We start from the raw sequence: 23,897 nt of genomic DNA on the forward strand, positions 1-23,897 counted from the left end.
TAAAGATTCTTGATTTCTTGATTTCAATTAGTACTTTTGGAAGAATTAATAAAAAGAGCTCGAAAGAGTATTGTGTATGAAAATTGTAATATCGCCAGCCAAGTCGTTGAATTTTGAAAAACAGTTACCCACTCAATTGCACACCGAACCTTTATTTTTAAAAGAATCGCGACAAGTTCATAAAGTTTTAAAAGAAAAAAAGCCTGCTGATTTATCGGATTTAATGAGTATTTCGGATAAACTGGCTGATTTGAACTGGAAACGAAATCAAGATTGGAAAACCCCTTTTACAACTTCAAATGCACGTCCGGCAGTGTATACTTTTGATGGAGATGTGTACATTGGATTAGATGCTTATTCGATTCCAGAAAAAAAAATAGAAGTATTACAAGATCGTTTGAGAATACTATCCGGTTTGTACGGATTGCTGAAACCATTGGATTTGATTCAAGCCTACCGACTGGAAATGGGAACCAAATTACCCATTGGCGAAAGCAAAAACCTGTATGAATTTTGGAAGCCAACCGTTACAAAAGCTTTAAATAAAGAGCTTGAAAAAGGCGAGTTGTTTGTTAATTTAGCGAGCAATGAATATTTTTCGGTAATTGATGTCAAGGCGTTGAAAGTTCCAGTCATTACTCCGGAATTCAAAGATTACAAAAATGGAAAATTAAAAATAATCAGTTTTTTTGCAAAGAAGGCAAGGGGCATGATGGTGCGTTATATTATTGATACCAATGCTCAAACGATAGATGATTTAAAAGGTTTCAATTACGATGGCTATCAATTTGATGCTAATGTATCGGAAGGAAATCATTTGGTTTTTACCCGTTAATATTTTTTAAACAAATAAAAAAAAACGCCGTTTTCATAATGATAACGCCGTTTTTTTTTTATGCTTGAATTTTAATGCATTGCATCGGCAGGATTTATTTTGTTTTTTCCTTTTTTTATCAAAAGAATAAAAGGAATACAAAATAAAAACAATGCGCCTAAGTATAGAAAAATATCCATATACGATAATACGGAACTTTGAACCATTACTTTGTATTCAATGGCTTTATAGGCTTTAGCCAAAGCTTCATTTTCAGAATAGCCTTTGGACATGAATCCCATTTTCAGTTGTTGCACTGTTTTTTGTACTTCAAACGAAGTCACATTGAGATGAGAAATTAGGTTTACACGGTGTTCCTGATTGAATCGGGCGAGGAAAGTGGTAATAATGGCAATACCAAAAGACCCTCCCAATTGTCGCATCATTCCGGTAAAAGCAGCACCTTCACCAATACTTTTCCCTTTTAAGGTAGAGAGAGAAAGTGTAGAAATAGGAACAAATAACAATCCCAGTCCAATTCCTCTTAGTATCAATGGCCAATATAAATGTTCTTCACCAGAATCGGGTGTGATGACTTGTTGCATCCAATACGTAAAAAAGAAAAACAATAAAAATCCGGCAGCCACCATATAGGCTTGCGGCACGCCACGTTGAATCATTTTACCAATGAATGGCATCATAATTCCGGTAGTAATGGAGCTTGGAATTAACAATAAACCAGCGTCCATAGCACTCCAGCCTAACACGGATTGTGTGTAAATTGGGATGATAAAGGTGGAACCATACAATCCGAAACCAAGTATAAAACACATGATGGTTCCTATTCTCAAATTGGTATCTTTTAAAACTCTTAAGTTTACAATGGGATGTTTATAGGTGAGTTCTCTCCAAATAAAGAGCAATAAACCAAAAACAGAAATAACAGATAACAATACAATTGTATTATTATTGAACCAATCGTCTTGTTGGCCGTGTTCCAGAACATATTGTAGCGAACCAATAAAAGCGGTCAAAAGAAAGATTCCCCACCAATCGACCTGACTGGCTTTAAGTTTGTCGCCATATTTAGGGCTTTTTACAAAAGACAGCGTTAGTAAAGTAGCGATAATTCCGATAGGAATGTTGATGTAAAAGATATAAGGCCATGAAAAATGATCGACAATATAACCTCCCAAAGGCGGTCCAAGAGTAGGTCCTACAATAACTCCCATTCCGTAAATAGCTTGCGCCATTCCTCTTTTGGCGACTGGATAACTCTCGGTAATTATGGTTTGCGCAGTAACTAATAAAGCGCCACCACCTAATCCTTGAATGAATCTAAAAGTAACTAATTCCCAAATATTATTGGCATTCCCGCATAAAAAGGAAGCGACGGTAAAAATAATAATAGAAACCGCAAAATAATTCCGACGCCCAAATTGTTGTGACAACCAGCTCGTCATAGGAATCACAATCACATTTGCAATAGCATAAGCCGTAATCACCCATGCCACATCAGTAAGTGACGCACCAAGGCTGCCTCGCATATTGTTTAATGCCACATTTACAATTGTAGTATCTACAATTTCAAGCATAGCACAAAGAACGGCTGTAATGGTAATTATGACTCTTCTAAAGCCATATTCTACTAAATCATCTTCTCCTGTTTGTACCATTTTATACTAAATTGTAAACTATAATTTTCTTAAAAGTATTGCCGTTTTTGACATTTTAGAAATCACCAAAAGGTTGAATTTTATTTTAAATGCACATCTACATCCACATTCATTCCCGGGCGAAGTAATTTTATTTTTTCAGGATCATTTGATGTGTTCAAACTTATTTTAACGGGTAACCTTTGGATTGTTTTTACAAAGTTTCCTGTAGCATTATCAGGAGGAAGTAATGAAAATCGAGAGCCAGTAGCAGGTGAGAACGAAGTGATTGCACCTTGAAAATCATATCCGGGATAGGCATCTACTTTTACAGTTACTTTTTGACCAATGACCATTTTATTCAATTGCGTTTCTTTGAAATTAGCAATTACCCAAGCTTCTTTGTTATTGATAATATAAAACAACGATTGTCCCGGTTGTACTAATTGTCCCGGCTGAATGTCAATTTTTGAAACCTGACCGTCAATCGCAGCAGTGATAGCAGTGTAGGTTAAATTCAATTTTGCCGCATCAAGTATCGCTTTGGCTCTTTTGATATTGGCAGCAGCCACTTCAGTTTGTTTGTCTGAAACCTTTGATTTAGCTACAATAACCGATTTTTGAAAAGCAGTTGCTCTTTGTTGTTGTTGTAAAACGCGTACTTGGCTTTCTGCTTCCAGTTTTGCAGCCAAAGCTTGCTCGTATTGTTGTTTTGTAATCGAATGACTTTTGTACAAATTGTTATATCTGTTATAATCATTCGTAATGCGATCCAATCTAATTTTTGCCGATTCGATATTTCCACCCGCAGATTGCACGTTAGCATCAGAAACTGAAATACTGGCTAAAGCACTTCCAATATCCGCTTTAGAAACTTCAAAACTGCCTTCAGCACCAACCATTGCAGCATTAGCCTCTTCAATTTTTAGTTGGTAATCTCTTTTATCGATAGTAAAAAGAGTATCGCCTTTCTTTACAAAATCATTGTCTTTGATGTACACTTTATCCACATAACCCGAAACTCTTGGAATAATAGGATTCATGTTTTTTTCAATTTGCGCATCGTCTGTTTCTTCGTGAGCCAAGGAATGCATGTATTTATAAGTTCCGTAAGTTCCACCTAAAACTACCAAAGCCACTAGGATAATAATAAATTTTGTATTTGTTTTTTTCTTTTCCATGGTAGGTATGATTAGTTTTTTGTCCCCATAGCTATCGGGATGTTGAAGGTTTGTGATAATTGACCAGTTACCGATAGTAACTCGTAGTATTTTTGAATGGTATTTGCTTGCGCCAATGCTTTATTGATTTTTGAACTCAGTTGCTCCACATCAGCTTCCAGTAAATCATTCGTATCCGAAAGGCCGTTGTCATATTTATCTTTTATGATTCGGTAATTTTCCGATGATTGTTCTACTGCTTGTCCGTAAACTACATTTTGTTTTAAAGCCAAATCGTAATCTTCAATTGCTTTTTGAACCTGAACTTTAATATAATCCGTCAGTATGGCCTCTGAGTTTTGCACTTCAAGAAATCTATTCTCAGCCAGTTTTACCAGCGTTCCATTTTTAAGAATGGCACTCAAATCATAGGAAATACCCACGCCAATATTCATCGCATTTTGTACAGTGATAACATTGCTCAAGTCCAATGTAGTATAACCGCCAATGATTGCAATTGCAGGATAATACGAACCTTTAGCTATTTTGATATTGGCCTCACTTGCTTTTCCCTGAAATCGAATGGCTTCTAAATCTTTACGATTTTCTAATGCCGGCAACTCATTTGTTGGGATATTAGTCATTTGAAAATCAGCAAAATCACTTTCACGAATCTCCAGTTTGGTGTCTGGATTTAATTTTAAAAGCGTAACCAAATAAAAATTAATGATTTTTAAATTATTATTCGTTTCGTCTAATGACAATTGGATTTTTGAGGCTTGTAATTGTGATTTTAAAAGGTCGTTTTTAGGAATAATTCCGTTCTTTTCTAACTCGATAAAATCATTTACACGTTGTTGTGCACTTTTTTGATTTTCTTTCAGCAGTTCAATTGTTTTTTGCGCTTTATATAAACCGGCATAATAATCAATTACGCGCAAAGCGATTTCTTCTTTGGTTTGTGATGCTGTTGCCATTTCAGCCTCATAAAGATTCTCATATACTTTGATGCTGTTTTGGATTTTAAAACCAGAAAATACAGGAACACTGGCGTTCAACTGTCCAATCATCAATTGATTTACTATTGGAAGCGGTTCTTGTGAACCGGAATTATTTTGATTGATTTTAAAATCTACCGATGCATTTGCCAATCGTTGGTATTGACCTGAAAGTTTCAAATCTGGATATTGATTGTTTTTTGTGGATTGCAGCTCGTACTTTTTAGTTTTCACTTTTGTATTGGCCAGAGTAACTTCATTGCTCTTGGTCCAAGCCAAATTAATGGCTTCGTTCAATGTTAAACTTGTTTTTTCCTGTGCTGCTACAGATGAAATTCCAATAAAGAAAATCCCAAAGAGCATTAATTGACTAACTTTCATATATCAGAAGTGCTTTTATAGTTTGTTGAATGTGCTTTGTCAAATTGGTTTTGATGTAATTGTTGTACAAATCTTCGGTTTTCAAGTTTAATAAATTTTCGAAGAAAGGTTTGTTCATATGAAAATGAAAGAAAGTACCTAGAATCGTGGGTGCGATAAGTGGAATAATAACGTCTTTTCTGAAAATGCCTTTTTTCTGGCCTTCCTCGATAATGGTTTCAAGGGATTTTAAATTTCCTTTTTTTAATTCAGAAAAAGCCTGGAGATTTTGTTCTCTTTTTTTGGAGGTGAATTCGAAGTGTAGAATTCTATAAATACCACGATTACTATTGATTCTATTGATGTACAGTTCAATCAGCTTATTGATTTTGTCAATAGGTTCCAGATCTTCCTGCAATAAATTTTCCAATTGATTTTTAAGATCCGAAGTTCTGTACACAATAAGCGATTCCAATAATCGCTCTTTGGAACCAAAGTAGTAGGAAACCATGGCAATATTGATTTTTGCCACTTTTGCTATGTTTCTAATGGAAGTACCGTCAAATCCTTTCTCTGCAAAAAGTGTTTCTGCAACCTCAAGAATTTGAATTTGTTTATCGTTAAAATTACTTTTCAATGGAATTTAATTTTTTCAAAAACAAAACTAAACAAGTGTTTAATTTAAACAACTGTTTAGTTTTTGTTTAACATAATTTTAACATTATAAATTAAACCAGAATGAAGTTTATAGCAACAGGAATCTTCATCTGAAATTGTGAATATCTATTTTAGGAATGATGCTTTTTTTTTCCTTTTAAATCTATCTTTGACATCCTTAAAAAAAGAAGAAATGAGCACAACTTGGTACGAATGCAAAGTAAAATATAGAAAAACGGATGAAACTGGCGGACAAAAGATTACGACAGAACCGTACTTGGTAGACGCGTTATCCTACACAGAAGCAGAAAGCAGAATCAATGAAGAAATGTCAGCGTATATCAGTGAAGAATTCAAAATCACGAATATAAAAGTAGCCAATTATGCTGAGATTCATCCTTTCGAAAATGCGGATCGTTGGTTTCGATCTAAAGTTTCCTTATTGGCGTATGATGAAGAAAGCGGCAAGGAACGCAAGACCAATATGTATTTATTAGTGCAAGCTAACGATGTCAAAGAGGCTTATGATAACACCACTAGTGTGATGAAAGGCACGATGGGAGACTACACCATACCAGCAATTTCGGAATCTCCTATTATGGATGTTTTTCCTTATTTCAGTGGGGAAGAAGGGGAACTGGAACAATTAGAAAGATTCAATGCACTCAAAGGTTCTAAACCGGAAGCAGTAGCAGAGATTGTAGATCACATGGAATTTGAAACGGCTCCTGAAGAAGAAGCTGTAGTTTAAGATAAGTTATTTAAAAAAAATTACCGCAAATTCGCAAATTATAGAAACAGTTGCTGACTATTTTTATCTGCGAACTTGCGGTTTTTTAATTGTAACCTTAAGTTTTTCATAATTTCAATTAGTCCTATTTCCCTAAGACTTTTTCATATGCCTTTCTAGAACTTCCTCTGAAAAACACCTCTCCACAATACGTATAACCCGACTTTTCAAAAATTTTCATCATAGCGATGTTGTCAAAATTAGTGTCTGCTTTTACGCTGTAAATGTTGTTGCTTACCGCAAATTCTTCTATTTGTTTGAGAATCATTTTAGCCAAGCCTTTACCTAAATACTTCTCCGAAATGGCTACGCGGTGCAGTACAACAAAATCATCATTCGTTAGCCAGTTTCCTTCAATTTTCTCATAGGCAGGTTCATTATTGATTAATACCGCACTATAACCGATGATAGTTTCTCCGTCAACCAAAACAAATCCTTCTCCTTTTTCAATATCTTTTTGTATAACTTCTGGATTTGGGTAGCCGTCTTGCCATTGATTACTGCCGTCTTCTTTTCGGCGTTGTATAGCTTGTTGTAAAATCTCCCATATTGGAGCTATTTCAGATAGTTCCGCTTTTCTAAAGTGATAATTCATTATTGTAATTTAAGTTTTTTGTTAATGAGTATGTTTTAAAAGTACAAAACAAACTTTAAATTTTGCACAATACGTACTGTAGAATGTATTTATTATTTTGAAGAATATCCTTGCTTTCCTAGGTGCTTATTGTGAATGCTGTGCAAATGTCTCTGACTTTGCGCAGCATTCACGAGAAATTTATTTTTTAGAAGAACACTTTGCGGAGTTGGGTATAAAAACCGGCGTTTAAATCAACTTTAAACGCCTCTTAATCTTATGTAAAAAAATTTTTTATCGAATCGCTTTTACAAATTCTTCAATCTTTCCAGTTCCATTTTCAGTTAAATGCGTAATAAAAGCACTTCCTATAATTGCTCCTTTGGCGAATTGCGTGGCTTGATTAAAGGTTTCTGCATTGTTGATTCCAAATCCTATTACTTGTGGGTTTTTTAGATTCATTGCTGCAATGCGTTTGAAATAGGCTTCTTGGATGCTTCCAAAACCCGATTGCGAACCCGTAACACTAGCCGAACTTACCATATAGATAAATCCATCCGATACGCTGTCAATAAAACGAATGCGCTCGTCAGAAGTTTGTGGCGTAATCAAGAATATATTTTTCAATCCGTATTTTTCGAAAGTAGCTTTGTAGTCATCGGCATAAACATCAACAGGAAGATCAGGAATGATTAATCCGTCGATTCCAATTTCCGCACATTTCTTGCAGAAATTCTCTACTCCGTATTGCAACATCGGGTTGAAATACCCCATAATCACTAAAGGAATTGAAACCATTTTGCGGATGTCTTTTAATTGGTCAAACAACACTTGAGTGGTCATTCCGTTATGCAACGCTTGTGTTGAACTGGCTTGTATCGTAGGTCCATCAGCCAATGGATCGCTGAACGGCAATCCGATTTCAATCATATCGATACCGCTTTTTTCTAAATCCTGAATGATTTGTACTGTATCATTTAAGTTAGGGTATCCAGCCGAAAAATAGATGGAAAGTATCTTTTTGGTTTCTTGTAATTTTTGATTTATTCGGTTCATTTTGTGTTTTTTATCAGATTTGCAAGGCTCTAAAAACCTTACCATTTTATTAATTAGAAAGCTTAAATGGCGGCACTGTAAGCCCAAGCTTTTTGGTTTGATTCTAAATGCACTTCAACGCGTCTGTAATGCAATCCTTCGTACAAATCCGTTTGGCGAAGTTCCTGTGACGAAATGGAATATACAATTCCGTTGATGGTATCTTCGGGTTTATGGGTTTCCACAATGATGGGATAATGTACTAATCCAAATTCTTCTTCGATTTGAATTTCTTTTACTACATAACCAATTAACGTTTCTGGAGTTCCGTCAAGAATACGCCCAAAAAGATCTTTTTGTATGTCCTCATTTTGTAAGCTGCCGTAAGCGAATAATTTTTCCATAGTTTCTATTTTGAAAATGTGAATTGAACTTCATTTTGTGTTGTTGGCTTTGCGTTAAGGATGGCAGTGAAAATCCTTTTTTAGTCTCGTTTTTTAACGAGATAAAAAGATTGTAACGGAAAGCCTGACCTCGCTGTAACGCTAGTGGAAGCGAGGGAACGCCCTGAAAATATCAGAATAAAACCAACTATAATTTAAAATAATCGATATAGGTATTCAAATCTTTGTCGCCACGACCGGAAAGATTGATGACCACAATATCCTCTGGTTTGAATTTCATTTCGTCCAGAACGGCAAAGGCGTGCGCACTTTCGATAGCAGGAATAAGTCCTTCCATTTTAGATAATTTTAATCCCCATTGCATGGCTTGGTCATCCGTTATGGAGATGAATTGCGCTCTGCCAGTGGCGAATAAATTAGCGTGCATAGGACCTACGCCCGGATAATCCAGTCCTGCCGAAATGGAATACGGCTCGGTGATTTGACCATCAGTAGTTTGCATCAACAAGGTTTTACTGCCGTGAATGACACCTACTTTTCCTAATGCTGAAGTTGCAGCACTTTCACCAGAATCGACTCCTAATCCTGCGGCTTCGACCGCAATAATAGTCACGTCTTCGTTATCCAGGAAATGATAATACGCACCGGCAGCATTGCTACCACCACCTACGCAAGCAATCACATAATCAGGGTTTTCGCGTCCTTCTTTTTCTAATAATTGTTCTTTGATTTCCTTAGAAATAACGCTTTGAAAACGCGCTACCATATCCGGATAAGGATGTGGACCAACTACAGAACCGATGATGTAATAGGTATCAACGGGATTGTTGATCCAGTCGCGAATGGCCTCGTTTGTGGCATCTTTTAAGGTTTTTGAACCTGAAAGCGCCGGACGAACTTCGGCACCCAACATTTTCATTCGAGCCACATTTGGCGCTTGACGTTTGATATCGATTTCACCCATATAAACGATGCATTCCAGTCCCATTAACGCACAAACGGTTGCTGTTGCAACGCCATGTTGACCAGCGCCGGTTTCGGCAATGATTCTTTTTTTGCCCAAGCGTTTGGCTAATAAAATTTGCCCAATCGTGTTGTTGACTTTGTGTGCACCAGTGTGGCATAAATCTTCTCTTTTTAAGTAGATTTTAGTGTTGTATTGTTCTGATAGGCGTTTTGCAAAATAGAGCGGCGTAGGGCGACCTACATACTCTTTGAGCAGCGCATCAAATTCAGCTTGAAATTCTGGCTCTGCTGTAATTTTTAAATAATTTTGACGTAATTCTTCCACATTTGGATATAACATTTCAGGAATGAAAGCGCCTCCAAATTCTCCGTAATAGCCTTTTTCGTTGACGTTGTATGACATAATTTTATTTTTTTATTTTGTTATCTATAGAGACGCACTGCAGTGCGTCTCTACGTATATTTCTACATAATTCTATATTTTTCAATCCAGGTTCTATCTCAAATTTACTGTTTACATCAATGGCATAAAGGGGTAAATTGGTTTTCAAAATTTCATTCACGGCGTCCATTTCATTAATTCCGATTCCCCCACTCAAGAAAAATGGTTTGCTTGAAGGATACTTTTCTAATACTTTCCAATCAAATGTGGTTCCGTTTCCGCCGGGTAATTTTCCTTTGGTATCAAAAAGAAAATAATCACAAACGACCTCAAATGGCTTTAGCAACTCAAAATCAAAAGAATCATCAACAGAGAATACTTTTATGATTTCAATTGAATTATCTATTTTATCCTTTAAATCCAAACAAAACTCAACCGATTCCTGTCCGTGCAATTGTATGGCTTGCAAATCGTATTTTATTATTTTTTCAAGAATTTCATCTTGTGTCGCATTTACAAAAACGCCCACTTTTTTAATAGATTTGGGTAAATCTGGAATCATACCATCAAAATAACGGGCTGATTTCTCCCAGAATATAAATCCCATATAATCGGGTAGGAGCGAACCTACTTCGAGAATATTATCGGGATATTTCATACCGCAGATTTTGAGTTTCATAGTTATTTAGTCTAAAGTTTGAATGTCGTAAAGTCTGAAAGTCTTCTTAAATCTATTTATAGTTGCTTAATAAATTCGGTTGCAGCTTTACCGGCATTGTTCGTTTTCATAAAGTTTTCTCCAATTAAAAATCCTTTGTAACCAAAAGGTTTTAATTCATTAATCGCTTCAATAGATGAAATTCCGCTTTCGGAAACTTTTACAAAATCATCTGGAATTTGTGCTGCTAATTGCTTGCTGAAATCTAAACTCACTTCGAAGGTTTTTAGGTTTCTATTGTTCACACCAATCATGTCTAATGTGGGCATAATCGATTTTTCCAGTTCTTCCTGATTGTGAACTTCCAATAAAACTTCCAATCCTAAACTTTTAGCAAATTCAGATAAGGTTTTGATTTCCTCTCTCGTTAAAACCGCAGCAATTAGCAAAATTAAATCGGCTCCGTGGGCTTTGGCTTCTAATATTTGGTATTCATCAACAATGAATTCTTTTCTCAATAATGGAATGTTGACTGTGGCTCTTGCCAAAAGTAAATCGTCTAACGAGCCACCAAAATATTTTCCATCCGTCAATACTGAAATCCCGCATGCACCGGCATTTTCATAGCCTTTTGTTACTTCTTCCACCGTAAAACTATAATTTATTTCTGCTTTGGAAGGCGAACGACGTTTGTGTTCTGCGATAATTCCTGATGTGCTGTTTCTTAAATTATCGCTCAAAGAAATAGTCTTTTTTCCAAAGAAAACTGAAGCTTCTAATTGCGAAACAGGAATGATTGATTTCTTGAGAATGACTTCCCTTTTTTTGTCAACTATAATTTTATCGAGTATGTTCATTTGTTTTAATTTAAAAGATTGAAAAATTTAAAGATTGAAAAAACCAAAGAACTTTAAATTTCCAACTATTTTTATTTGCTTAATTCTTGTAATGTTTTCAAAGCTACAAGTCCTTTACCAGATAATAAACTTTCTTTTGCTATTTGAAATCCTTCTAAAGGAGAACATTTTGTAACAGTAGCAATTGCCATTGCAGCATTGGCACAAACCACATTGTTTTGAGCTTCGCTTCCTTTTCCGGAAACGATATCCGTAAACATTTGAGCGGATTCTTCGATGGTTTTTCCACCTTCGATTTCGCTTTGTGATAAAAGGCGAACACCAAAATCTTCTGGATTTAGCATTCCTTCCATTGAACTGGTAATCGTTTTTGTAGGTCCTGTTAAGGAAACTTCGTCATAACCGTCAAGCGAATGTAGGATGGTGAAATTAGTATTTGTGTTTTGGTACAAATACGCATACATTCTGGCCATTTCTAAATTGAAAACACCTACCAATTGATTTTTTGGAAACGATGGATTAACCATTGGGCCTAACATGTTGAAAAATGTTTTTACAGCCAATTCTTTTCGGATAGGGCCTACATTTTTCATTGCAGGGTGAAATAACGGAGCGTGTAAAACACAAATTCCCGCTTTGTCCATGCATTTCTCCAGAAAATCAGTGTCATTGCTGAACTTGATTCCCATTTTTTCCATCACATTACTAGAACCAGAAATTGAAGAAACACCATAATTTCCGTGTTTCGCCACTTTTATTCCCGCTCCGGCAGCCACAAATGAAGCCAAAGTAGAAATGTTGAAAGTGTCTTTACCATCACCACCGGTTCCGCACAAATCGATGGTATTGTATGCCGATAAATCAACACGGATGCACAATTCTAACAACGCTTCACGGAAGCCCGCAAGCTCATCTATGCTAATGCTTCGCATCATGTAAACGGTTAGAAAAGAAGCAATTTGGCTGGTATTATAATTTCCGTTTGATATATTAACCAATACGTTTTTTGCTTCTTCTTTCGAAAGCATTTCGTGATTGATTAATCTGTTTAATATATTTTTCATATTATGGAACGCGGATGACGCGGATTTTAACTGATTTTCGCAGATTTTTTATGCGAATTACATTAATTATTTTATCTAAAATCTGTAAACTGAATCTACGATTTCACCCAATTCTCTAATATTTTTTTTCCATTTGGTGTCAACACACTTTCTGGATGAAATTGTACACCACGAACATCAAATGTTTTATGACGTAAGGACATTACCTGTCCGTTTTCGTCGAATGAAGTCGCTTCCAGAACATCTGGCAAATTGGTGTCAACCACCCAAGAGTGATAGCGTCCCACTTCAAACTCACTTCCTAATCCTTCGAATAAAAGTTCATCATCAACCACTGTTTTTACATTGGTGGCAACGCCGTGATACACTTTGTCTAAGTTAGAAAGCGTTCCTCCATAAACTTCGCCTATCGCTTGCTGTCCTAAGCATACTCCAAAGATACTTTTGGTAGGCCCGTATTTTTGAATTACTTCTTTCAATAATCCTGCTTCATCCGGAATTCCAGGTCCCGGAGAAAGAAGAATTTTATCGAAAACTGCGATTTCATTAATATCAAATTCATCGTTTCTGTAAACGGTTACTTCGCAATCTAAATCTTCCAGATAATGCACTAAATTATAAGTGAAACTATCGTAATTGTCTATGACTAGTATTTTTTTCATGTTTTTATCTTTCGTCTTGTCTCTTTCTTCTTTTTCTAAATTGTCTCGGCTAAATCCAATGCTTTATTCAATGCCAGTAATTTATTGTATACCTCTTGCATTTCACTTTCTTCATCAGAACTGGCTATGATTCCCGCTCCGGCCTGACAATGCAATTGGTGATTTTTACTTAGGAAAGTCCGAATCATAATGGCGTGATTAAAATTACCTTCGAAATCCATAAAACCAATGGCACCACCATAGAAATTTCTATTCGTTTTTTCATACTCTTCGATGAGTTGCATTGCTCTGTGTTTTGGCGCACCGCTTAATGTTCCTGCTGGAAAAGTATCGGCTACAACCTGCATTGTAGAAGCTTTTTCATGTAAATGTCCGGTAACTTTTGAAACCAAGTGTATTACGTGCGAGAAAAACTGTACTTCTCTATATTTTTCAACATTGACATTATGACCATTTCTACTCAAATCATTTCTGGCTAAATCCACCAGCATCACGTGTTCACTGTTTTCTTTCTTGTCCTCGGATAATTGTTTGGCAAGAATGGCATCTTTTTCATCATCGCCCGTACGTTTAAAAGTTCCTGCAATAGGATGAATTTCGGCTTTACGGTTTTTGACAATAATTTGGGCTTCAGGTGAAGAACCAAATATTTTAAAATCCCCATAATCAAAAAAGAATAAATAAGGGGATGGATTGATACTTCTCAAGGCTCTGTAAACATTAAACTCATCGCCTTTAAAACCTTGGGTAAACCTTCTGGATAAAACTAATTGGAACACATCGCCTCTAAAACAATGTTTTTTGGCTAAAGCTACATTATGCTTGAATTCTTCGTCCGTTAGATTCGAAAAACCTTCGCCTTCTTTAAAGAATTTATACGAAGCAATATTTCGGGATTGTAATAATTGTTCGATTTCTGAAATGTTGTTTTTTCCGTCTAAACTATGACAGAAAATATACGCTTCATTCTTAAAATGATTGATGGCAATTATATTTTGGTACACGGCATAATACACATCGGGAATGGTATTACTATTTTCTTTTTTGGCAATTGACACTTTTTCGAAGTAACGAACAGCATCGTACGAAATGTAACCAAATAAACCATTATTGATGAATTTGAAATCATTCTTCTCTGATTTGAACTGATGCGAAAATTCTTGAATTACCTGTGGAATATTGGTAGTTTTATCAATATTAATTTTTTCAAAACTGCCGTCAGGAAATGTCTTGTGAATTATTTCATTTTCTATTTTTATGGAAGCAATCGGATTACAACAGATATAAGAAAAACTGTTGTCATTTCCATGATAGTCACTACTTTCCAATAATAAACTATTGGGGAATTTATCACGAATTTTGAGATACACACTTACTGGAGTAATAGTATCTGCAAGGATTTGCTTGTAATTTGTATTTAGTAAGTACGGTTTCAAAATATAATTTTTTAATATTATTGGATAACGAATAAATGAAGCATAAAAAAAGGCTTGTCGTGATGACAAGCCTTTTATATTTATAGTTTAGTAATACTACAGGAAGCTTTGTTCACGACGACTGACGTAAATTGTTCCACCACCAAGTATTGTTTAAAATTGTTTTCATGTTTTATTTCTTGGAACAAATATATAAAGGTAATTTGGTTTTCCAAATAGAATTAAATAAAAAAATCACTGATTTTAGGATTTTTTTGTTAAATAAAATAAAGAGGCCCTATTATAAAAAGACAAAACCCCAACAATTTCTTGTTAGGGTTTTAAGATATTGTATTTGAGATGAAATTAGAATTTCAAGTCTACTGCTAAATTGAAATCGTCATTGATTGCTTTGTCTCCTAAGCTGTCAAAGAAACTTCCAGAACCATATTTAATGTCATATTTTGTTCTGTCAATTTTTACATTAGTTGTAGCTGAATTAGCAGTTGTAGTTAAATCAAAAGTAACTGGTTTAGTAATACCTTTAATTGTTAAATCTCCAGTTACAGTGTATGCATTAGGAGCTTTAGTAACTATTGTTTTGAAAACCAAAGCTGCTGTTGCAAATTTATCAGTTCCAAAAAAGTCGTCAGCTTTCAAGTGACCTTCTAGTTTTTCTTTACCTTGACCTGCTTTTAAGTCAGTAACTACAATTGAATTCATGTCTACATTAAATGTACCACCAACTAATTTTTTTCCTTTGAAAACTAATGCACCATCTTTAAGATTGATTGTTCCTTCATGTTGTCCAGTTACTTTTTTTCCTGTCCAGTTGATAGAACTTTTTGTAGCATCAACTTTTTTAGTTTGTGCTGTTACTGATAAAGTAGATAAAACTACTACTAATGCCAATGCGATTGTTTTGAAATTTTTCATGTGTTTGAATTTGAATTTAGATTAATATTTGATTTTGAATTAGTTATTTATAATGTAATGAATAAGTCTTCGTTTGATTTTCTAACTTTTTTATAATGTTGCGTTGCGTCCTCATCATGTCTGTAACCAAGAGTTGCAATTAAAGTTGCGTTTAACCCTAATTTGTCGAGTCCTAATATTTCATTGACCTGAGCTGGAACAAAACCTTCCATTGGAGTAGCGTCTATCTTAAGTTCTGCAGCTACGTTCAATAGATTTCCCAAAGCTAAATAAGTTTGTTTTGAAGACCAAATATTTTTTTCTTCGGGAGTAAGAGAAGTAATTTTAGATTTCATGAAGTCACCATAGCCAGCTAAAGCTTCAATTGGCATATTTCTGGTTTGGCTTATGTTTTTAATATAATCATCTATAGCCAAATCATCAAGTTTAGTTTCATTTGCAAAGATAATTAGATGAGAAGCTTCAACAATTTGTGATTGTCCCCACGCTGCTGGTTGAAGATTTGCTCTCAATTCTGGATTTTCAACAATGATAACCTTGTATGGTTGTAATCCATAAGATGAAGAACTCAAACGAATGGCTTCTTTTAAAGTATTTAAATCTTCAGTAGTTATTTTTTTTGTTGCATCAAACTTTTTTGTTGCATATCTCCAATTTTGATTTTCTAAAAAAGTATTCATAATTTTAATGTATTTAATTTCTGTATTTTTCTAATAAATGATTCAATTGCTCTAATTCTTCAGTATTTAATTTTTTCGAAAATAACTGCTCGTGTTCTATTACTTTAGGGTCTAACTCAGTTAAAATGTCTAATCCTTTTTGCGTAATTTGAACTTCAATTTTTCTTCTGTTTTCAGGGCAAACATTTCGAGTTACAAATTTTTTTAATAATAATTTATCTACTAACCGAGTAGTGTTACTTGTTCTGGCTAACATACGTTCCTGTATTAAACACATATTTGCCGGATTCCCTTTTTGACCTCTTAATATTCGTAGTACATTATATTGCTCTCCTGATATTTCATACGGCTTCAATATCTCATTGAAATTATCTGTAATAACATTTTGAGTATATAAAATGTTAAGCGTAATTTTTTTTGAAATATCCAATGCTACTGTACTTTTAATTTCATCTTCAATTTTCATGCCTTTGTCTTTATCATTTGTCGATACAAATGTAACACTTTTTATATTTGTATATACAAGTGTTAGTTATTTTTTTGTTAAAATTATTTTAAATTTTTGTAAAGCATTGTTTTATAGTAAATTGATGTGATTTAAATATTTAGAAACCTATAGTTTAGTAGTTTTGCATTTATTGTTTACTATTCCAGTTAGTATTTTGTTTGATAGTCCTCGGCCAACGAATTACACAATATGCGAAGCGCATACTTTGGTTCATAAATCTCAGCAACCAAATAGTATAAAGTGAGTGATTTTAATTATTTATAAAAAGACGCCTATCTAAAATAGTTGTTGAATGATATGTTAATTTGTTGGGGTATTTTTATTACATTTAAAAGTTCTAATAATATTGATTAATATTTGAATTTTATGAGCATGAAAGAAGCAAAACCTACCTATACCGATCTGCTCAATGAATTAAAAGAAAAGAAGTTAGAAATAGATCGATTACTAAAAAAAGAAGAATCATTAACTAAATTCAAATTTTTTATTGAAGAGTCTAATGATTTAGTATGTATTGTTGGAATCGATGCTTTTTTCAAAGAGATTAATCCCGCTTTTGTTGCAATTTTAGGTTATTCAAAAGAAGAATTACTGAACAATTCTTTACTCCATCTTTTACACCCTGATGATCTTGAAAGATCGTTAAAAGAGATTGAAAAACTTTCTACGGGTATACCTTCAATAAATTATGAGAATAGATTCCTAAAAAAAAATGGTAAATTTATTACTATTCAATGGACTGCAAACAGTATGTCTTCTGAAAATATTTATGCAATAGGAAAAGATATTTCAGAGATAAGGAATACCCAAGAAAAATTAATTAAAAGTGAAAACTTATTAAACCATGCACAAAAAAATGCAAAAATGGGCACTTGGGAATTCAATTTTAGAACTAAAGAAATAATTTGGTCTAATGAATTGTATACTATTTTTGAAATTGAAAAAAAGAAAGATCAAGATTTATTCCAAGAATATTTAAAGAATTTCTCTAAAGAAGATAAAAAGTTATTTCAAGAAAAAATAACGCAATTAATGGTTGATAAAAAACCTTTTGAAATCGAACAAAGTGCCACTTTTTTTAATAAAAAAGTAAAGTGGTTTAACCAAACTATTTTTCCGCTAATAGATGATAATGATAATGTATTTGGAATCAGTGGTAATACTCAAGATTTTACTTTAAAAAAACAAATTGAGGTTGCAGTTAAAGCTAAAGAAAAAGCAGAAGTTGATTATAAACTAAAAGTGATTGAAGAAGAAAGCAATGCTAAGTTTAAGAATTATATTGATAATGCACCGGATGGAGTTTTTGTATTAGATGAAAAAGGAAATTATTTAGATGTCAACCTTGCAGCAACTCTGTTAACTGGCTATTCTAAAGAGGAACTATTAACAATGAAGTTTGGTGATTTGTCTTCTGAAGAATCACTAGAAGAATACTTTAAGGAATTCCGAAATCTTTTGAATAATGGAATAGCAAAAAAAGAAATTAAAGCGATTCATAAAAAGGGAGAAATTAGATGGTGGTCAGTGGAAGCTGTAAAACTTTCAGAAAATAGATTTTTAGGTTTTGCAAAAGACATTACTGAAAGTAAAAAGTCAATTGACAAAATTGCCAAAAATGAAAAGCGTTTTCGTGCTATGTTAGAAAATAATGAAGGCATTGTCTCTTTAATTGATGAGAATTTAAATACGATTTTTCGAAGTTCTTCGGCAGCACGAATTACCGGATGGACTCATGAAGAATTTGAGAAAATTTCTGTCCAAGAATACATACATCCAGATGAAGTAGAATTTATCCAACAAATAATGAAAAAAGCTTTGGCTAATCCTGGATTCCCTTTTCCTGTTTCGCTAAGGATAAGACATAAAGAAGGATATTATATCTGGATGGAGGGCGTTATCAATAATATGTTTCATGATCCTGAAATAAGAGGTGTTATAACTAATTTAAGAGATGTTACTGAAAGTAAAAAAGCAATAGAATTGCTTAAAGAGGAAAGAAATAAATTTGCTAAAATAGCGGAAACTTCACCAGGACTTATTTATTCGATGCGTCAAAATAAAGATGGTTCTTTATGTTATCCATATGCTAGTAATGCGATTGAAGAAATTTATGGATTTACTTATGAAGAGATTGAAAATAATACTAATGCCATTTTTTCATTGATTCATCATGACGATTTAGATTTTGTGATAAAAAGCATTATTAAAACCAAGTCTAAGTTAGTTCCTCTCAAAGGCGAATACCGTTATTTTCATCCTACAAAAGGAATGGTTTGGCATGAAGTAAATTCTTTACCAGTGATTGAGCCGGAAGGAACCGTCATTTGTCATGGAATTATTACGGATGTTACTGAAAGAATTTTGGCCGAACAAAAACTTATTAAAGCGAATCGACTGTATTTATTTATTAGCCAGATAAACCAAATGATTGTTCGTACAACAGATGAACAAACTCTTTTTAAAGAGGCCTGTACAATAGCTGTTGAATTAGGGAAGTTTAAGTTGGCCTGGATTGGTTTAGTAGATGAGAATACTAAAAAATTAATTCCAAGAATGATTGTTGGCGAAGATAGGGGGTATCTCGCTAAAATAAAAATGATTTCAATAGAAGATGTACCAGAAGGAAGAGGTCCGGCCGGAACTGCAATTAGAGAAGAGCAATATGTTGTTTGTAATGATATTGAGAATGATCCAATGATGCTTCTTTGGAAAGAAGAGGCTTTAGAACGAGGCTATTTTTCTTCGATTTCGGTGCCAATAAAAAAATTCGGAAAGGTAATTGGTGTTTTTTCTTTTTATGCCAGTGAGAAGAATTTTTTTGATTCAGAGGAAATTGCATTGTTAGATGAAGCAACAAATGATGTAGCTTTTGCGTTAGAGATTTTTGAGAAAGAAGCTTTGCGCAAAAGAGCAGAAGAGGCCGTTTTTGAAAGTCAAGAGCGCTATCATACACTTACTGAAGTATCTCCAGTAGGAATTTTTCGTACTGATATAAATGGACTTATCACCTATGTTAATCCCCGTTGGTGTCAAATTTCAGGATTGTCTTTTGAGGAGGCTTTAGGAGAAGGTTGGCTGACCGCTGTTCATAATGATGATAAAAAACTAGTGTTTAATAATTGGGAAAAAGCAACTTTTAATCAGGAAATCTCCTTGTCAGAATATCGTTTTGTTCGCCCAGACGGTTCAGTTTTATGGGTAATTGGGCAAGCTACTCCCGAGAAGAATGCAAAAAATCAGGTTGTGGGCTATATAGGTACAGCTACTGACATTACAGAACGTAAAATTGCAGAAGATCTAATTTTAAAAGAAAAACAGCTTTCAGAAACAGTAATTAATAATCTTCCGGGTGTTTTCTATCTCTATGACGAATTTGGGAAGTTTGTGAAATGGAATAAAAATTTTGAAGATGTAACAGGGTATGATAAAGGAGAGATAGCCCAAATGAGTCCACTTGATCTCTTTGATAAAGAGGAAAAAGAAAAAGTTAGGATAAGAATAAAGACTGTATTAGAAAATAATTTAAAACGAGTTGAAAATAAATTGCCGGGAATTGAAATTGAATTTTATACAAAAGTAAAAAATAAAATTCCTTATTATATTAATTCACTTGCCATCGAATATGAAGGAAAAAAATGCATATTAGGAATGGGCTTAGATTTAACTGAAATCAAAAAAGCGGAGGAACAAATTAAAAGTGCCAATGAAAGATTTGAGATGATTTCGGTTGCAACAAATGATGCTATAGCTGAAGTGGATTTATTGACTGGGCAAAGTTGGAATAATAAAGCATTTACTGAACTTTTTAATTTCGGTAATAATGGTGAGTCAAGCACTATTGATAATAAAGTATTATGGCGATCTAAACTTCACCCAGATGATAAGGAAAGAGTTATTAATAAGCTTGAAGAAACCTATGCCGGTACTACTAATGTATGGTCAGATGAATTTCGTTTTCAAAAAGGGGATGGTAGTTATGGATACTTTTACGACCGTGCTGTTATTGTAAGAGATGAATCAGGGAATGCAAAACGTTTTATTGGTTCCATGACTGAAATTACCGAATTGAGAAATATAAAAGAGCAGCTTGTTAATAGCGAAGAAAAATATCGCAGCCTTATAGAACAAGCTTCGGATGCGATTTTTATTAGCGATGTTTTAGGAAATTTAATAGAGGTAAACGAAAGTGCCTGTATGATGCTTGGTTATACTAAAGAGGAACTTTGTACAAAAAAATTAACAGATTTATATTGCGTTGATGAACTTGTCTCAAAACCCATTATGATAAAAGAATTGCTTAGTGGTCAGCAAACTTTAATGGAGCGTAATATGCTGCACCGGGATCAATCGTTGATTTCTGTAGAAATTACTGCTAAAATGATTGGTGATGGACGAATAGTTGCTATTGTAAGGAATGTCAGTGAACGTAAAAAAATAGACGACGAGTTTAAGAAAATGCATAAAAAACTGGAAGCTATACTTGGTGCCATTCCAGATCTGTTGTTTGAAGTAGATTTGAAAGGTAAAATTTATAACTACCATTCCCGTCGAGATGATTTATTGGCTATGCCAGCCAATCTGTTTTTAGGAAAAAACTTTACCGAAATATTACCTCCCGATGCCGCAAATTTGTGTCTGTCGGCAATACGAGAAACTTCAGAAAAAGGGTTTTCGGCAGGAAGACAGTATTCGTTACAATTAGAAACGGGTTTGCATTGGTTTGAGCTTTCTATAGCGCCTATGCAGGAAAGTTTAGATCATGATATACATTTTATTTGTCTTTCCAGAGATATTACCAATGCGAAAGAATCAGATTATGCGCTTTTTAAAAGTGAGGAAAGATACCGTGGTTTGCTAAATAATCTTGATGCCGGTATTGTTGTTCATGCATTAGATACTTCAATTATTGTGAATAATCAAAAAGCTTCAGAATTATTGGGGCTAAGTGATGATCAGATGAAGGGAATTACGGCATTTGATCCGACGTGGAATTTTTTAAACGAAGATAACTCTGTAATGCAGTTTGAAAATTATCCTGTAAACCAAATTGTAGCTAACAAGCGAGCAATCAAAAATTTTAAAGTTGGTGTCAATCGTCCTGCAAATAATGACATTGTATGGCTTTTAATCAATGGCTTTCCTGATATTGATGTTAACGGTATGATTAATGAAATTGTAATTAGTTTCATTGACATTACAGAGCAAAAATTGATGGAAATGGAATTGATAAAAGCCAAAGAACAAGCTGAAGGAGCCAATAAAGCCAAAACGGATTTCCTTGCCAATATGAGTCATGAGATACGAACTCCATTAAATGGGATAATCGGTTTTACACATTTGTTAATGAAATCAGATCTGAAGAAAAACCAAGCAGAATATATGACCACCGTCAATGAATCTGCTACTTCATTGATGGAAATAGTTAATGATGTTTTAGATTTTTCTAAAATAGAATCAGGAAAATTAGAGTTGGATATTGAAGAAGTGAATCTTTTTAAATTGACAAATCAGGTTATAGATTTATTTAAATTTCAAGCAAATCAAAAAAAGATAGATTTAAGACTTGATATTGAAAATAACGTTCCTCAATATATTCTTGCTGATTCTATACGATTGAAACAAATACTGGTAAATCTGCTAAGTAATGCTATAAAATTCACCAATTTTGGAGAAATAAGATTAGATATTAATGAGATAGATGCATCAGATAAAAAATGGTCAACTATAAAATTTTCTGTGAAAGATACCGGAGTAGGAATAAAAACTAACAACAATGAGAAAATATTCAATTCTTTTGTTCAGGAAGATAATTCTACCAATAGAAAATTTGGTGGTACCGGATTAGGGTTGGCTATTTCAAATCAGTTATTGGCTTTAATGGATAGTAAATTGCAATTAATCAGTAAATATGGCGATGGAAGTGATTTCTTCTTTGTTGTTAAATTTAAAAAAGCAAATCATAAAAAAAATGCAGATGCATTATTTGCTAAAACGATTCAAGTGGATGCCACTATACCTTTAAATACTTTGAGTGGTAATAAGGTTTTAATAGTTGAGGACAACAAGATTAATATGCTTTTAGCTAAAACATTAGTCAAAAGAATCATCTCTAATTGTATTATTTTTGAAGCTAAGGATGGTAATGAGGCTGTTGAGTTTTATAAAAATGAATCGCCGGATGTAATTTTAATGGACATTCAAATGCCAAATAAAAATGGATATGAAGCAACTGACGAAATTAGACAATTAAAAAATTCTGAAAATATCCCTATAATAGCAATAACTGCCGGAATAATGGTAGGTGATAAAGAGAAATGTTTTCAAGCAGGAATGGATGATTATCTGCCAAAGCCAATTATTCAAGCTGATTTAGAAAAAATACTGCATAAATGGTTGGATAAAAAATAATTTTATTTTTAATAAAGTATAAAGAAGGTGTTCAACGAATGTTCCCCTTTTTTTATGAAATTTAATTTTTATAACTTGATACAGTAATGCAGTTTCTCTCTTTTTACAGAACGTTTATCGATTTAGTTTTGTGTTTGTTTGTTAAAAATATATTTTTTTATTATATTTAACATGGTTTACTGTTGATTTTAGTTAATTATTTTAATTAATAATAGTGTAGTCTCAAAATATATTAAAATATGTAATTGAGGTTGATGCAAAAAATCAATTTATTTAAAAAAAAAAATAAACAATTGTTAAAATAATAGGTCAATAGTACTCAAAGTTAAAAGCTTAATTATTGAAACCGCAATCTGACTCAACTAATAATAAGATTAAGAAATTCTAATTTCGAGATGATAAAAAACAATCAAATTAGCCAAGGGGAAGGCGAAATTCTTGATTTGAAACTAAATTCAATCTTGTCTATTGCCTGTAATAATGGTTTTTCAATAATTAGTATTGGAACACCAGCAGACAGACTTAAGCTATTGCATAGAATAAAAAAAAATATTGGAATTATTCTCTCTGGAATGGAATCCGATAAAGGAAAAAATAGTTTTGTACTTATCCAAGAACCTACCTTGGCAAAGTTTAATATTATGCGATACAATACAATTAAAGCTGTTCTAGCTTATTTTATTTCTCCTTCAAAAGAACTCCTAACTAAACAAATTGTTTTATTCGAATATTTCATCGAGTTAAATTCAGTTTCTGAAATACTTACTAAAAGTAAAAGAGACATAAATAAAATCGTAGTACTTCCTTTTAGATTTGATTGTAATAGAAAAATAGAATATAGAGTTTGTTAGTTTAGCTTTTAGTCTTAATCATAGAAATTTTAGTTTTATAAATGATATAGTATTACATAA

General features: G+C 33.5%; 20 protein-coding genes. 4 read left to right on the forward strand and 16 right to left on the reverse strand.

Translation table 11 applies throughout. The annotated features are described in order from the left end of the window. Nucleotides 1–76 precede the first annotated feature (76 nt). A complete protein-coding gene (gene yaaA, locus QLS97_RS08625) occupies nt 77–835 on the forward strand; it encodes a peroxide stress protein YaaA (RefSeq protein WP_282715925.1) in 759 nt (252 codons plus the stop codon). A 71-nt stretch (nt 836–906) separates the two neighbouring features. Here the strand turns inward: yaaA and QLS97_RS08630 are convergent, their stop codons facing one another. The 4 genes from QLS97_RS08630 to QLS97_RS08645 all read right to left on the reverse strand — a co-directional run bounded on the left by QLS97_RS08630 (nt 907) and on the right by QLS97_RS08645 (nt 5,624). Continuing rightward, nucleotides 907–2,490, reverse strand: a complete 1,584-nt coding sequence (locus QLS97_RS08630) for a DHA2 family efflux MFS transporter permease subunit (RefSeq protein ID WP_282715927.1) — start codon at nt 2,488–2,490, stop codon at nt 907–909. A gap of 80 nt (nt 2,491–2,570) precedes the next feature. Further along, nucleotides 2,571–3,650, reverse strand: a complete 1,080-nt coding sequence (locus QLS97_RS08635) for an HlyD family secretion protein (RefSeq protein ID WP_282715928.1) — start codon at nt 3,648–3,650, stop codon at nt 2,571–2,573. An 11-nt stretch (nt 3,651–3,661) separates the two neighbouring features. Next, nucleotides 3,662–5,008 (reverse strand): TolC family protein, encoded by a 1,347-nt coding sequence (locus QLS97_RS08640; protein ID WP_282715930.1) that lies wholly within the window; start codon nt 5,006–5,008, stop codon nt 3,662–3,664. Continuing rightward, a complete protein-coding gene (locus QLS97_RS08645) occupies nt 4,998–5,624 on the reverse strand; it encodes a TetR/AcrR family transcriptional regulator (protein ID WP_428831782.1) in 627 nt (208 codons plus the stop codon). Before QLS97_RS08645 ends, QLS97_RS08640 begins: the two co-directional genes overlap by 11 nt. Before the next feature lie 213 nt (nt 5,625–5,837). Between QLS97_RS08645 and QLS97_RS08650 the strand changes: the two genes are divergently transcribed. Continuing rightward, on the forward strand, nt 5,838–6,395 hold the full coding sequence (locus QLS97_RS08650) for a DUF4494 domain-containing protein (protein ID WP_282715932.1): 558 nt from the start codon (nt 5,838–5,840) through the stop codon (nt 6,393–6,395). A gap of 124 nt (nt 6,396–6,519) precedes the next feature. Here QLS97_RS08650 and QLS97_RS08655 read toward each other — a convergent pair whose 3' ends face one another. From QLS97_RS08655 to QLS97_RS08710, 12 genes are all read right to left on the reverse strand, one after another. After that, the gene (locus tag QLS97_RS08655) at nt 6,520–7,029 is read right to left on the reverse strand and encodes a GNAT family N-acetyltransferase (RefSeq protein ID WP_282715934.1); all 510 of its coding nucleotides are present in this window, start codon (nt 7,027–7,029) and stop codon (nt 6,520–6,522) included. Between the two features lie 273 nt (nt 7,030–7,302). Beyond that, entirely contained in the window at nt 7,303–8,064 is a 762-nt protein-coding gene (trpA, locus tag QLS97_RS08660) for a tryptophan synthase subunit alpha (protein ID WP_282715936.1), read from the reverse strand. A gap of 62 nt (nt 8,065–8,126) precedes the next feature. Then, entirely contained in the window at nt 8,127–8,447 is a 321-nt protein-coding gene (locus tag QLS97_RS08665; protein ID WP_282715937.1) for a gamma-glutamylcyclotransferase family protein, read from the reverse strand. 187 nt (nt 8,448–8,634) lie between these two features. Further along, nucleotides 8,635–9,816 carry a tryptophan synthase subunit beta gene (gene trpB, locus QLS97_RS08670; RefSeq protein ID WP_282715939.1) on the reverse strand — a complete coding sequence of 394 codons (1,182 nt, stop codon included), beginning with the start codon at nt 9,814–9,816 and terminating at the stop codon, nt 8,635–8,637. 4 nt (nt 9,817–9,820) lie between these two features. Further along, complete coding sequence (locus tag QLS97_RS08675) at nt 9,821–10,474, reverse strand: phosphoribosylanthranilate isomerase (protein WP_282715941.1); 654 nt, start codon at nt 10,472–10,474, stop codon at nt 9,821–9,823. Nucleotides 10,475–10,530: 56 nt separating this feature from the next. Continuing rightward, complete coding sequence (trpC, locus tag QLS97_RS08680; RefSeq protein ID WP_282715943.1) at nt 10,531–11,310, reverse strand: indole-3-glycerol phosphate synthase TrpC; 780 nt, start codon at nt 11,308–11,310, stop codon at nt 10,531–10,533. 71 nt (nt 11,311–11,381) lie between these two features. Then, nucleotides 11,382–12,374 (reverse strand): anthranilate phosphoribosyltransferase, encoded by a 993-nt coding sequence (trpD, locus tag QLS97_RS08685; RefSeq protein ID WP_282715945.1) that lies wholly within the window; start codon nt 12,372–12,374, stop codon nt 11,382–11,384. Nucleotides 12,375–12,469: 95 nt separating this feature from the next. Beyond that, nucleotides 12,470–13,036, reverse strand: coding sequence for an anthranilate synthase component II (locus tag QLS97_RS08690; RefSeq protein WP_282715947.1), 567 nt, complete (start codon nt 13,034–13,036; stop codon nt 12,470–12,472). Between the two features lie 35 nt (nt 13,037–13,071). Continuing rightward, nucleotides 13,072–14,472 carry an anthranilate synthase component I family protein gene (locus QLS97_RS08695; RefSeq protein WP_282715949.1) on the reverse strand — a complete coding sequence of 467 codons (1,401 nt, stop codon included), beginning with the start codon at nt 14,470–14,472 and terminating at the stop codon, nt 13,072–13,074. 345 nt (nt 14,473–14,817) lie between these two features. Continuing rightward, nucleotides 14,818–15,387 carry a YceI family protein gene (locus QLS97_RS08700; protein ID WP_282715950.1) on the reverse strand — a complete coding sequence of 190 codons (570 nt, stop codon included), beginning with the start codon at nt 15,385–15,387 and terminating at the stop codon, nt 14,818–14,820. A gap of 47 nt (nt 15,388–15,434) precedes the next feature. Further along, the gene (locus QLS97_RS08705) at nt 15,435–16,067 is read right to left on the reverse strand and encodes an NAD(P)H-dependent oxidoreductase (protein ID WP_282715952.1); all 633 of its coding nucleotides are present in this window, start codon (nt 16,065–16,067) and stop codon (nt 15,435–15,437) included. Between the two features lie 13 nt (nt 16,068–16,080). Then, on the reverse strand, nt 16,081–16,533 hold the full coding sequence (locus QLS97_RS08710) for a MarR family winged helix-turn-helix transcriptional regulator (protein WP_282715954.1): 453 nt from the start codon (nt 16,531–16,533) through the stop codon (nt 16,081–16,083). Nucleotides 16,534–16,947: 414 nt separating this feature from the next. On the opposite strand from QLS97_RS08710, the gene QLS97_RS08715 reads away from it, so the two are divergent. Beyond that, nucleotides 16,948–22,986 (forward strand): PAS domain S-box protein, encoded by a 6,039-nt coding sequence (locus QLS97_RS08715; protein WP_282715956.1) that lies wholly within the window; start codon nt 16,948–16,950, stop codon nt 22,984–22,986. A 395-nt stretch (nt 22,987–23,381) separates the two neighbouring features. After that, entirely contained in the window at nt 23,382–23,837 is a 456-nt protein-coding gene (locus tag QLS97_RS08720; protein ID WP_282715958.1) for a hypothetical protein, read from the forward strand. The last annotated feature ends 60 nt before the right edge of the window (nt 23,838–23,897 follow it).

This window comes from Flavobacterium yafengii (assembly GCF_030010375.1).
GTDB lineage: Bacteria > Bacteroidota > Bacteroidia > Flavobacteriales > Flavobacteriaceae > Flavobacterium > Flavobacterium yafengii.